11 protein-coding genes and 1 other annotated feature are annotated in these 12,944 nt (G+C 46.0%); all 11 genes read right to left on the bottom strand.

Annotation, left to right across the window (positions count from 1 at the left end; translation table 11 throughout):
• Window positions 1-2 precede the first annotated feature (2 nt).
• The 11 genes from cysS to NYE42_RS00570 all read right to left on the bottom strand — a co-directional run bounded on the left by cysS (window position 3) and on the right by NYE42_RS00570 (window position 12,937).
• A complete protein-coding gene (cysS, locus tag NYE42_RS00620) occupies window positions 3-1,403 on the bottom strand; it encodes a cysteine--tRNA ligase (RefSeq protein WP_335390522.1) in 1,401 nt (466 codons plus the stop codon).
• A complete protein-coding gene (gene cysE / locus NYE42_RS00615) occupies window positions 1,400-2,053 on the bottom strand; it encodes a serine O-acetyltransferase (RefSeq protein ID WP_007410393.1) in 654 nt (217 codons plus the stop codon). Before cysE ends, cysS begins: the two co-directional genes overlap by 4 nt.
• Before the next feature lie 74 nt (window positions 2,054-2,127).
• Window positions 2,128-2,361, bottom strand: a binding site (T-box leader).
• A 2-nt stretch (window positions 2,362-2,363) separates the two neighbouring features.
• Entirely contained in the window at window positions 2,364-3,815 is a 1,452-nt protein-coding gene (gene gltX / locus NYE42_RS00610; RefSeq protein ID WP_064115709.1) for a glutamate--tRNA ligase, read from the bottom strand.
• A 91-nt stretch (window positions 3,816-3,906) separates the two neighbouring features.
• Window positions 3,907-4,383 (bottom strand): 2-C-methyl-D-erythritol 2,4-cyclodiphosphate synthase, encoded by a 477-nt coding sequence (ispF, locus tag NYE42_RS00605; RefSeq protein WP_003156407.1) that lies wholly within the window; start codon window positions 4,381-4,383, stop codon window positions 3,907-3,909.
• On the bottom strand, window positions 4,376-5,074 hold the full coding sequence (gene ispD, locus NYE42_RS00600; protein WP_342497179.1) for a 2-C-methyl-D-erythritol 4-phosphate cytidylyltransferase: 699 nt from the start codon (window positions 5,072-5,074) through the stop codon (window positions 4,376-4,378). The genes ispF and ispD overlap by 8 nt, the downstream gene beginning before the upstream one ends.
• Window positions 5,075-5,086: 12 nt before the next feature.
• Entirely contained in the window at window positions 5,087-6,187 is a 1,101-nt protein-coding gene (locus NYE42_RS00595; protein WP_003156403.1) for a PIN/TRAM domain-containing protein, read from the bottom strand.
• Window positions 6,188-6,300: 113 nt separating this feature from the next.
• A complete protein-coding gene (gene disA, locus NYE42_RS00590; RefSeq protein WP_007410390.1) occupies window positions 6,301-7,383 on the bottom strand; it encodes a DNA integrity scanning diadenylate cyclase DisA in 1,083 nt (360 codons plus the stop codon).
• Between the two features lie 3 nt (window positions 7,384-7,386).
• Window positions 7,387-8,766, bottom strand: a complete 1,380-nt coding sequence (gene radA, locus NYE42_RS00585; protein ID WP_095352457.1) for a DNA repair protein RadA — start codon at window positions 8,764-8,766, stop codon at window positions 7,387-7,389.
• Between the two features lie 93 nt (window positions 8,767-8,859).
• Window positions 8,860-11,292, bottom strand: coding sequence for an ATP-dependent protease ATP-binding subunit ClpC (gene clpC / locus NYE42_RS00580; RefSeq protein ID WP_007410388.1), 2,433 nt, complete (start codon window positions 11,290-11,292; stop codon window positions 8,860-8,862).
• On the bottom strand, window positions 11,289-12,380 hold the full coding sequence (locus NYE42_RS00575; protein WP_003156398.1) for a protein arginine kinase: 1,092 nt from the start codon (window positions 12,378-12,380) through the stop codon (window positions 11,289-11,291). The genes clpC and NYE42_RS00575 overlap by 4 nt, the downstream gene beginning before the upstream one ends.
• A complete protein-coding gene (locus NYE42_RS00570) occupies window positions 12,380-12,937 on the bottom strand; it encodes a UvrB/UvrC motif-containing protein (protein ID WP_007410387.1) in 558 nt (185 codons plus the stop codon). The genes NYE42_RS00575 and NYE42_RS00570 overlap by 1 nt, the downstream gene beginning before the upstream one ends.
• Window positions 12,938-12,944 lie beyond the last annotated feature (7 nt).

The raw sequence follows: 12,944 nt of genomic DNA, 5'->3' as shown, positions 1-12,944 counted from the left end.
GCTTACTCTCCCCGCTTCCAGCGAGTTCCCTGGGCCGTATCTTCAAGAATGATATTCATGCTTTTCAGCTGATCGCGAATCTGGTCTGACAAAGCAAAATCGCGATTGCGGCGGGCTTCATTTCTCTTCTCAATCAACTCTTCAATCTCTTCGTCGACAAGCTCTTCTTCGCCGAGCGTAAGTCCGAGAACAGATCCGATTCTGTCAAACATGCTGATAAAGGCTTTAATGACGTGATCCGCCGTATTGTCTTCCTGCATGTAGTAATTGGCGAGCTTCGCCAGATCAAACCAAACGGAAATCGCATTCGCCGTATTAAAATCATCATCCATTGCTTCTTCAAACGCAGTGCGGTGCTCTTCGATTTTAGCGAGCCATTCCTCATCATTGTCAGTCAGATTCGTGCTGCTAATCAAACGATGGTTTAAATTACTGTAGGCCGTCTTCAGGCGGTTAAACGCGTTTTTTGTTTTCTCAAGCAGCTCTTCCGAATAGTTGATCGGGTGGCGGTAATGAACGGACAGCATGAAAAATCTCAAAAGCTGCGGGTCATATTGCTTAATGATATCGTGCACCAAAACAAAGTTGCCGAGCGATTTTGACATTTTCTCATTATCGATATTGATATATCCGTTGTGAAGCCAGTATTTTGCGAATGTCTTGCCTGTTAATGCTTCAGATTGGGCGATTTCGTTTTCATGGTGCGGGAATGTCAGGTCCTGACCGCCGGCATGAATATCGATTTCGTCACCCAAATACTTTTTCACCATTGCGGAGCATTCAATATGCCAGCCCGGGCGGCCTTTTCCCCAAGGGCTATCCCATGAAATTTCTCCGTCCTTAGCAGCTTTCCAAAGAGCAAAGTCCAGCGCATCCTCTTTCTTCTCGCCGACACGGATACGCGCGCCTGATCTGAGTTCATCAATTGATTGCTGAGATAGCTTTCCGTAGCCTTCGAAGGCTCTTGTTTTGAAATAGACGTCGCCTTCTGATTCATAAGCGTAGCCTTTTTTAATCAGCTCGCTGACAAATTCAATAATGGCGTCCATGTTTTCCATGACTCGGGGGTGAAGATCCGCTTTCCGGCATCCGAGGGCGCCCACATCTTCAAAATACGCTTTAATGAACCGTTCAGAAATGGTCGGGACGTCCTCGCCGAGCTCGTTGGCCGCCTTAATCAGTTTGTCGTCAACATCGGTGAAATTCGATACGTATTGGACATCGTATCCTTTATACTCTAAATAGTTGCGTACGGTATCATACACAATCGCCGGACGGGCGTTTCCGATATGAATATAGTTGTATACAGTCGGTCCGCACACGTACATTTTTACTTTGCCTTCCTCGAGAGGAACGAATGTTTCCTTTTTCCGTGTCAATGTATTATAAAGTGTAATGGTCATTTTTGGTTGATCCTTTCTTTTTTATCTTCCAGTTCAGCCTGCAGTTCAAAAATCTGCTGCTCCAATGCTCTTAACCTGTCAGCAACCGGATCGGGCAAGTCTTGGTGATTGAGATCGCGTTTGATTTTTCTTCCGTTCTGAATGACGACTTTCCCCGGTATGCCGACAACGGTTGAAAAGTCGGGAACATCACGAAGCACAACGGAGCCGGCCCCTACTTTAGAACCCTGCCCGACCGTAATAGAGCCGAGCACCTTCGCTCCGGTTGCAATTAAAGCATCATCTTTTATGGTCGGATGCCGCTTCCCCTTTTCTTTTCCCGTTCCCCCGAGAGTGACACCTTGGAATACCGTCACGTTATTGCCGATTTCACATGTTTCCCCTATGACGACCCCCATACCGTGGTCAATGAAAAACCTTCTCCCGATGGTCGCGCCGGGATGGATTTCAATTCCGGTAAAGAAACGGGCAATCTGTGATATCAGGCGCGCCAGGAAGAAAAATCTCCGTTTATATAAAGCATGTGCAATCCGATGCGCCCATATAGCATGTAAACCAGAATAAGTTAAAACAACTTCGAAATAGCTTCTTGCTGCCGGATCTTGATCGAACACTGTATCTATGTCTTCTTTTAGCATTTTAAAAAACACATGCTTCCCCCCATTCTCTCCCCGCTCCAGTCTGTTTTTCCGCCTATAAAAAAAGCGCCTCTGCATGTAAACATGACAGAGACGCTTTTACCGCGCGGTTCCACTCTGTTTGAAAAACAAGTCACTGTTTTCCCAACTTAAAAGCCGGTAACGGCGGCGGCCGCCTTTAAATACTGATTTCCGCAGAAATGTTCTTCAAAGGTCTTAAGGGCGCACTTCTAAAACATGACGCATGAATCTCTCTCAGCCGATGAAGATTCTTTCTGTAATGGTCATTGTTTTATACTCTTCCCTGTCAACAATCGTATATTTAAATGCTTTTCAGGCGTCTGACGGCTGTTTCACTGCCGATCAGCTCAATGGCCTGCGGAAGCTCAGGACCGTGTGTCTGACCGGTAACCGCTACGCGAATCGGCATGAACAGCTTTTTGCCTTTATGGCCTGTTTCTTTCTGAACAGCTTTGATTGAGGCTTTGATCAGCTCAGGCGTAAATTCTTCAAGCTCTTCAAGCTTCGCAGCAAATACGCTGAGCACTTCAGGCACCTGTTCCTCTTCCAGAACGGCTTTTGCCTCTTGATTATACTCGATCTCATCTTTAAAGAACAAATCAGTCAGCTCGACAATTTCAGCGCCGTAGCTCAATTGCTCATGGTAAAGAGAAATTAATTTACGAACCCATTCCTGCTCCTCGGCAGAAAGCTCAGTGCCGACTTTTCCTGCTTTTTGCAGGTGCGGCAGGGTCAGCTCAACCACTTGATCAAGATCCAGCGCTTTGACGTATTGGTTGTTGACCCATTTCAGTTTATGCATATCAAACAGAGCCGGTGACTTAGACAAACGATTCACATCAAAAATTTCAATGAATTGTTCTCTTGTGAAAAGCTCTTCTTCACCGACGGGAGACCAGCCGAGAAGTCCGATAAAGTTAAACAGCGCTTCAGGCAGGTAACCCAGCTCATCATACTGCTCAATAAACTGGATAATTGATTCATCACGTTTACTTAATTTTTTGCGGCTTTCGTTTACGATAAGCGTCATATGTCCGAAGACAGGAACATCCCAGCCGAATGCCTGGAAAATCATGATCTGTTTCGGTGTATTTGAAATGTGATCCTCACCGCGGAGCACGTGCGTCATTTTCATTAAGTAATCGTCAATCGCGACGGCAAAGTTATACGTCGGTGTTCCGTCTTTTTTGACGATGACAAAGTCGCCGATGCCGTCTGATTCAAAAGAAATCTCACCTTTTACGATATCGTTAAATGCGATGATTTTCCCTTCCGGCACGCGAAAACGGATGCTCGGCTGTCTGCCTTCGGCTAAAAACTGCTCCTGCTCTTCCTGAGTCAGGTTTCTGTGTTTGCCGGAATAGCGCGGCATTTCCCCGCGGGCGATTTGCTCTTCACGTTCTTTCTCAAGTTCTTCTTCCGTACAGAAACATTTATAAGCAAGCCCTTTTTCAAGAAGCTCTTCATAGTACTTTTTGTAAATGTCGTTACGCTCAGACTGGCGGTACGGGCCGTATTCTCCGCCGATATCCACACTTTCATCCCAGTCCATGCCGAGCCATTTCAAATAGTTGAGCTGGCTTTGCTCTCCGCCTTCAATATTTCGCTTTTTGTCCGTATCCTCAATCCGGATAATAAACTTTCCGCCTTGGCTGCGGGCAAATAAATAGTTAAAAAGCGCCGTTCTGGCGTTACCGATATGCAAATGTCCGGTCGGACTCGGTGCATAACGAACGCGTACTTCATTTCCCATGTTCAAATACTTCCTTTCATCTCGTCTGTAGCCTCTAGCCGAATATATGTATCTATTCTACCACCAAATAGACCGGGCATCAAAACAATGATCAGGCTTTTTGGATCAGAACGGTCGCCTGAGCGGCAATTCCTTCGGCTCTTCCGGTAAACCCGAGCTTTTCTGTCGTCGTCGCTTTTACGTTTACTTGAGAGACGTCCGCCTCAAGGCCTTCCGCTATCCGTTTTCTCATAGCATCAATATGCGGCGCCATTTTCGGCTTTTGCGCAATAATCGTGCAGTCTATATTTCCGAGTACGTATCCTTTTTCTTTTACAATGTTCCAGACATGCTGAAGCAGCTTAAAAGAATCCGCATCCTTGAATTCCGGATCAGTATCCGGGAAATGCTTGCCGATATCTCCTTCACCTGCCGCTCCGAGACACGCGTCTGCGACTGTATGCAGCAATACATCCGCATCTGAATGTCCGAGCAGCCCCTTTTCATAAGGAATTTCAATTCCGCCGATGATGAGAGGACGGCCTTCCGTTAATTGATGCACATCAAATCCTTGTCCGATTCTAAACATTATGATTCCCACTTTCCGCTTTCATGATTGCTTTCGCAAATATCAGGTCATCCGGCGTTGTCAGCTTAATATTGGTATAGCTGCCTTCAACGATACTCACCTGATATCCATCAAGACGCTCGACGAGGCTGGCGTCATCCGTCCCTAAGAAGCCTTTGTTTTCCGCTTCCATATGCGCCTTTTTCAATAAAGAAAGACGAAAAGCCTGCGGCGTTTGAACGGCCCACAAGCTTGAACGATCAAAGGTCTCCGCAACCCGGGAGCCTTCCGCCCGTTTTATCGTGTCTTTCACAGGAACAGCCAGGACAGCCGCTCCCGCCTCCTCTGCTGTTTCAACGAGCTTATCGATATGCTGATGTGTGACAAACGGTCGCGCTCCGTCATGAACAAGGACGACCGCTTCCTTATCAATCACTTTCAGTCCTTCGTATACACTGTGCTGACGCTCCGCACCTCCGGTAACAAGCTCAATTTCCGTCTGAATCGGAAATTGGGCCAGCAGCTGGCGAAAATCTTCCCGTTCACTCTCGTTTATCACCAGGATTATTTTCTGACAGGGTGCGTGGCTTTCAAAAACCCGCAGTGTGTGTATAATAACAGGCGCACCTTTTAAGCTGATGAACAGCTTATTTTTCCCGGCCTTCATCCGTTTTCCTTGTCCGGCAGCCGGAATAACGACAACATATTCCATATGAACTCCCTCTTAAAGAGCTTTCTCAAGCAGCTTGGGCTTGGCAAAAATCATTCGTCCCGCCGCTGTCTGCAGTACGCTGGTTACGAGCACATCAATATGTTTCCCTATATAATTGCGGCCTTCTTCCACAACAATCATCGTCCCGTCATCCAAGTAAGCCACACCTTGATTATGCTCTTTCCCGTCCTTAATCACCTGCACATTCATCTCTTCGCCCGGAAGCACAACCGGCTTCACCGCGTTTGCAAGGTCATTAATATTCAGTACCGCAACCTTCTGAAGCTCGCATACTTTATTTAAATTAAAATCATTCGTCACAACGACGCCGGATGTCAGCTTCGCAAGTTTGACAAGCTTGCTGTCAACCTCCTGAATGTCCTCGAAGTCGCCTTCATAAATTTCAACCGTAATATCCAGTTCCTTTTGAATGCGATTCAAGATATCCAGTCCGCGGCGTCCTCTGTTACGTTTTAAAACATCTGAAGAATCAGCGATATGCTGTAATTCCTCCAGCACAAATTGAGGAATGACAATGACGCCTTCTAAAAAGCCCGTCTGACAAATATCTGCAATTCTCCCATCAATAATAACACTTGTATCCAAGATTTTCAGCCTTTTATCCTGTTCCTCCTGCTCCTCATCAGCACTTCCCTTTTTCTTCTGCATTCTTGCAGAAATGGAGAAAAGACTGATCAGTTCATCCTTTTTCTTAAATCCGACTTGGAAGCCCAGATAACCGAGAAAGAAAGCCAGAAAGACCGGAATGATGGTGCTGAATATACGGTACGGAATATTGTCCAGCGGAATCACGTTTACAATGAGATATGCGATGATAAGTCCAAAAACCAATCCGAGACTCCCGAATAACAGATCCGGCACCGGAGCTCTCAGCAAAGAATCTTCAATCCATTTTACCCAATTAATCACATATTCTGTCGTCCATATACTGATGAGAAAAAAGATAATAGCACCAATTGCAGCAGACGTATATGCGTTTGTTATTAAAGGTATGTCCTGTATATTTGACAGCACAAACAATTCAGGTATTAAAAAGATACCGACAACGCCGCCCACAATAATGAAGAACGCCTGAACTATTCGTTTTAACATACCTCCACCTCCTTTTAAGTAACATTTTTTCAGCAGACTGTCAGAGCCTACAAATTCAGAATAAACAAAAACTAACAATAATATACCCGGATTCCGACAGGTTTAAGCGATTCTTAAAGCTGTCTATCTATATAGTGTTTTTCCTGAAGGCGTTTTAAGCCTTTTTTGATTTTTTTGGCGCGCACTTCGCCGATACCCTCAACATCATCAAGCTCTTCTACAGTGGCTTCCGTTATGCTTGGCAAAAATCCGAACGCCTCAACCACATTTTCAACAATCGGCATCGGCAGACGCGGAATTTTGTTCAGCAGCCTGTATCCTCTCGGGAGCACATAATCATCAAGATTGGTAGAAGCCGGATATCCAAGCAGCTTAAACAGAATGGAATCATCAAGCAGATCATAGCTGGACATATCCTGAAGCTCTTTTAACAGCACGAACGGATCTTTGATTTTTTCTTTGACATAGTCTTTGATGAAAAGTGCTGCCTCTTCTTCCATGTCCGTAATCAGTTCAATCACCTGCAGACGGATTAAGTGGCCTTCCGTTCCGAGTTCTTTAATATACATATTGATTTCATTTTTTATTCGGAGCACCATTTCATATCGATGCATGACGGACAGCACGTCACTGAATGTCACAAGCTCCTCAAACTCTAATGCGTTTAAAGCCGTAATCGTTTTGTCTAAAATGGTTTTATACTTCTCAAGCGTTTGAATGGCCTGATTTGCCTTTGTTAAAATAAATCCTATGTCCTTTAGTGTGTACTTCATGCTGTCCTGATATAACGTAATGACATTTCTGCGCTCAGAAATGGCGATGACGAGACAGCCGGTCTGCTTCGCCACCCGTTCCGCCGTACGGTGTCTCATTCCCGTTTCTGAAGAAGAAATGGTCGCCTCCGGCATAAGCTGCGTATTCGCATAAAGAATTTTCTGGCCGGAATCACTTAAAATAATGGCACCGTCCATTTTGGCCAGCTCGTATAAGTGAGCGGGCGCAAATGATGTATTAATATGAAAACCGCCATCCACGACTTGCTTTACCTTATCATTGTATCCGACAACAATCAGGCCGCCTGTATTTGCCCGAAGTACATTCTCTATCCCGGCTCTGAGCGGGGTGCCCGGTGCAACGAACTGCAGAATTGCAGACAGGTCAAGCTCTTGTTTCGCCCCTTTTTTCTCTTTTTCCATCTATTATGATCCTCCTAATGAAGTACGAAGCGCTTCTGCAACATTTGCTACTCCGACAACCTCAATCCCTTTTGGTATTGTCCACCCGTCTGCATTCGCCTCAGGTATGATCATGCGCTTGAAGCCGAGTTTCGCCGCTTCCTTTACGCGCTGTTCGATTCTTGACACCCTGCGGACTTCTCCTGTCAGACCCACTTCACCGATAAAGCAATCTGCGGGATTCGGCGGTGTATCTCTGAAGCTTGAGGCAATGCTGACGGCTACTGCCAAATCAATCGCCGGTTCATCCAGTTTGACCCCGCCGGCGACCTTTAAATACGCATCTTGATTTTGAAGCAAAAGACCCACCCGCTTCTCAAGCACAGCCATAATTAACGATACCCTGTTGTGGTCTATGCCTGTAGCCATGCGGCGCGGGTTTCCAAAACTGGTCGGTGAAATGAGCGCCTGGATTTCAACCAGAATCGGTCTCGTTCCTTCCATTGACGCAACGATACTCGAACCCGATGCCCCGGCAGAACGCTCTTCCAAGAAAATTTCAGAAGGGTTCAGCACTTCCGTAAGCCCCTCTTCCCGCATTTCAAAGATGCCCATTTCATTTGTGGAGCCGAAACGGTTTTTTACGGCCCGCAAAATACGGAATGTATGGTGCCGCTCTCCTTCAAAGTATAGAACGGTATCGACCATGTGCTCAAGCAATCTCGGCCCCGCGATCGATCCTTCTTTTGTGACGTGCCCGACGATAAAAATAGGTATGCCGTTTGTTTTCGCGATTTTCATCAATTCGGCCGTACACTCTCTTACTTGTGATACACTGCCGGGAGCCGAGGTGATATCACTTTGGTAAACGGTCTGAATGGAGTCTACGACAACAAATGCGGGTTTCATCTCTTGTATAGCAGACGAAATATACTCCATATCGGTTTCAGATAAAACATGTAACATTTGGCTGTGGATTCCAAGTCTGTCGGCGCGCAGCTTCGTTTGCTTCACGGATTCTTCCCCTGAAATGTAAAGCACGCTGCCGGCCGTATCTGCTAATTGTGCGGATACTTGGAGAAGGAGCGTTGATTTTCCGATCCCGGGATCGCCGCCGATTAATACTAACGAGCCTTTCACAACGCCGCCGCCAAGCACTCTGTTGAATTCTTCGAGCTTTGTTTGGACGCGGGGTTCTTCCGATGTTTCAATTGATGTAATGGGTGATGGTTTCTGGACGGTTTGAACGGAGTGGGAGAAAGCCGCCCGCCGATTCGCCGGCGCTTTTTTTATGGTTTCTTCCACCATTGTATTCCAAGCCCCGCAGCCCGGGCACTTTCCCATCCATTTTGCGGATTCATAACCGCATGAGTGGCAGATGAATTTTGTTTTTGATTTAGCCATATATGTTGTAAGACCTCTTCCTTATCGAATATTTCTCTATATAACAAAGTGAGGCATACACTCGCTTACGTATGCCTCATGTTTGTCACTATATTAGTTCGTTTTAGCAGTTGTTTTTACGACAAATTCGCCGTCCTCAACATCAAGAACAATGTGCTGGCCTTTATCAATATTGCCTCTGAGGAGTTCTTCTGATAACCGGTCCTCCACATGCTTTTGAATCGCTCTTCTTAACGGACGTGCGCCGTATTCCAAATCGACGCCCTCTTCTGCCACTTTTGCTTTTGCAGCATCCGTCAGCTCGATAGAGAGATCTTGTTCTTTCAGACGTTTTGTTAACTGATCAGACATAAGCGACACGATGTCTGTAAGATGTTTTTTCTCAAGGGAGTGGAAGACGATAATTTCGTCAATCCGGTTGATAAACTCAGGTCTGAAGGCACGCTTCAGCTCTCCCATGACTTTGTCTTTCATGTCTTTATGGTTTTGTGATTCATCCTGCACATTGAAGCCCACATATTTGTTGCGTTTCAGCTCGCTCGCTCCGACGTTTGACGTCATAATCAGGATCGTGTTGCGAAAATCCACAGTGCGTCCTTTTGAATCAGTCAAGCGTCCGTCTTCAAGCACTTGCAGGAGTATGTTAAACACATCAGGGTGCGCTTTTTCAATTTCATCAAGCAGTACGACAGAGTAAGGTTTTCTTCTCACTTTTTCTGTCAGCTGGCCGCCTTCATCATAGCCGACATATCCCGGAGGAGAACCGACAAGACGTGAAGTCGAGTGTTTCTCCATGTATTCGGACATATCCACTCTGATCATCGCTTCCTCATCACCGAAAATGGATTCCGCCAGCGCTCGTGCCAGCTCTGTCTTCCCAACGCCTGTAGGGCCTAGGAAGATGAATGAACCAATCGGGCGTTTCGGGTCCTTCAGACCGGCTCTTGCACGTCTGACAGCCTTTGCAACGGCTACAACAGCTTCATCCTGGCCGATGACGCGGGAGTGCAGAATGCTTTCCATATTGAGAAGCTTATCTGTTTCCGTTTGGGCAATTTTAGATACAGGCACCCCGGTCCAGCTGGATACAACCATCGCGATATCCTCTACAGAAACTTCGGAGTTCTCCTGTCCTTGTTTTTCTTTCCACGTTTTTTTCGTGTCTTCCACCTGTTCTCTCAGGCGCTGCTCCGTATCACGAAGGGAAGCCGCTTTTTCAAACTCCTGGCTCTGAACGGCAGCGTCTTTTTCCTTGCGAACTTCATCGAGTTTCTGCTCAAGCTCTTTTAAGTTCGGAGGCGTTGTGAACGAACGGAGACGCACTTTTGAACCGGCTTCATCAATTAAATCGATCGCTTTATCCGGAAGGAAGCGGTCAGAAATATAACGGTCGGACAATTTTACCGCCGCTTCAATCGCTTCATCGGTAATGGATACGCGGTGATGCGCTTCATAGCGGTCACGGAGTCCTTTTAAAATTTGAATGCTTTCATCGGCTGAGGGCTGATCCACCTGAATCGGCTGGAAACGGCGCTCGAGAGCGGCGTCTTTTTCGATATATTTACGGTATTCATCAAGCGTTGTCGCACCGATGCATTGGAGCTCTCCGCGGGCCAGTGAAGGTTTTAAGATATTCGATGCGTCAATCGCACCTTCTGCTCCCCCCGCTCCAATCAGTGTATGCAGTTCGTCAATGAATAAAATAATATTGCCGGCCTGACGTATTTCATCCATTACTTTTTTCAAGCGGTCTTCAAATTCTCCGCGGTATTTCGTACCGGCTACAACCGTACCCATGTCTAATGTCATTACGCGTTTATCACGTAAAATTTCCGGCACTTCATTATTGATGATCTGCTGTGCGAGGCCTTCAGCAATCGCAGTTTTACCTACACCCGGTTCTCCGATAAGAACGGGGTTATTCTTCGTTCTGCGGCTTAATACCTCAATAACACGCTGAATTTCTTTGCTTCGGCCGATAACCGGATCAAGACTGTCTTCCTTCGCAATCGCAGTTAAATCACGCGCCAGACTGTCCAGCGTCGGCGTGTTTGCATTGCTGTTCGTACCGGATGCAGAAGATCCCGTCTCATTGCTTCCCAGAAGCTGCAGCACTTGCTGTCTCGCCTTATTCAAGCTGACACCGAGATTATTCAGAACTCTCGCCGCTACGCCTTCTCCTTCACGAATCAGTCCGAGAAGTATGTGTTCTGTTCCCACATAAGAATGTCCTAGCTTTCTGGCTTCATCCATGCTGAGCTCAATGACTTTTTTTGCTCTTGGCGTATAATGAATCGTTTGAGACATTTCCTGTCCCCGTCCGATTAAGCTCTCCACTTCTTTCTGAATTTTATCCGAACCGAGTCCGAGTGCTTGGAGTGCTTTAGCCGCAATCCCTTCTCCTTCACGAACCAGACCTAATAAGATATGTTCAGTTCCAATATTGTTATGGCCTAAGCGCAGTGCTTCTTCCTGTGCCAGTGCCAATACCTTTTGAGCTCGCTCTGTAAACCTTCCAAACATCATATCGAATCATCCTCCTGTCTATTTGCACTCATTTCTAAATGCAGCCTTTCCCTGATAAGAGCCGCTCTTCTCGCGTCTCTTTCGTTCGGCCGTAATGCACCGCCCGAATATTGCTGGAGAAAACCCGGCTGTGTCAAAATCATCAGTTCATTAAGTATATTGCTTGATAGCCCTTTAATGATCCCCAGGTCTATCCCCAGCCGAACGTCAGAAAGGCATTTCGCCGTTTCCTTTGATTCAATCATACGGCAGTTGGATAAAACACCGTAAGACCTGAATACCCGGTCCTCCAATTCAATTTTCGAGGTTTGGTAAAGCGCTTCTCGGGCTGAACGTTCCTGCTCAATCAGCTGGGCAGCCACACTGTTTAAATCATCTACAATGTCCTGTTCTGATTTTCCGAGTGTGATTTGATTTGAAATTTGAAAGATATTTCCTAATGCTTCGCTGCCTTCACCGTAAATTCCTCTAACAACTAAACCTAATTGGTTAATTGCCGGTATAATTCGATTCATTTGCCTAGTTAATACAAGGCCCGGCAAATGCATCATGACTGAAGCCCTTAGTCCCGTCCCTACATTTGTAGGACAGCTTGTTAAGTACCCTCTCTTCTCTCCAAAGGCGTAATCCACTTTCTCCTCAATCCAGTCATCAACCTGGTTTGCCGCTTTTATGGCATTGAGAAGCTGGAAGCCGGGGAAGAGGCATTGAATTCTGATATGATCTTCTTCATTTAACATAATGCTGACTTCTTCATTTTCAGAAAGCAGACAGCCGCCAAAAGGGGATTCCGTTAAATTCGGGCTGATCAGATGTTTCTCCATCAGCACCCGTTTTTCCAAAGGCTGAGCTTCACTCATTCTGATTAAATGAAATTGACCGATATCAGGCAGTTCTTTTCCTGAAAAGTGATCTTCGAATTGCTGAATGATGGATGAGGCTTCTTCATTCGTATACCGGGCGGGAAACTTTATATTTTCAAAGTTTCGGGCCAACCGTATACGGCTGCTGAGTACAATGTCACTTTCAGGTCCCTTTTGCTTCATCCAATTGCTTAGTGCGTCCTGAATAAAATGCTTGAGCGACATTACCCTTGTTCCCCCTCACTGTCTTTACTTTTTAACTTCTGCTCTAACGATCGGATCTGATCCCTGACCTCCGCTGCTCTTTCAAACTCTTCGTGGTGTATTAAAGATTCAAGTTCTTTTTTTAACATTTCCATTTGCCGTCTTACATGCAGGTTTCCGCCTATTCGTTTTGGAATTTTCCCAGCATGCACCGTATTCCCGCTGTGAACTTTTCGCAAGATCGGCGTAATTTGGCTGTAGAACGTATCGTAACATTCCGCACAGCCGAAACGCCCTGTTTTTCTCAGCTGCTGAAACGTCATACCGCATTTCTTACAAGCTGTGCCTTGCTCTGAGTAGCCGAACATTTGAGAACCGGTGTTTTGAAATGAAGACTCCATATTCAGCAGCCCTGATAATAAATTATGGATCGAGAACCCTTGGTTTCCACTTATACTGTATGAATCGCTATTTTCTTTTGCACATTGTTCACAAATATGAACTTCTTGTTTTTCTCCATTAACAACTTTCGTAAAGTGAAAAGTGGCCGGTCTCTCATTGCATTCTTGACAAATCAATCTTTTC

The organism is Bacillus sp. FSL K6-2865 (assembly GCF_040311405.1).
In the GTDB taxonomy this organism is placed as follows: Bacteria; Bacillota; Bacilli; order Bacillales; family Bacillaceae; genus Bacillus; species Bacillus velezensis.
This window is presented reverse-complemented; position numbering and strand designations above follow the sequence as displayed.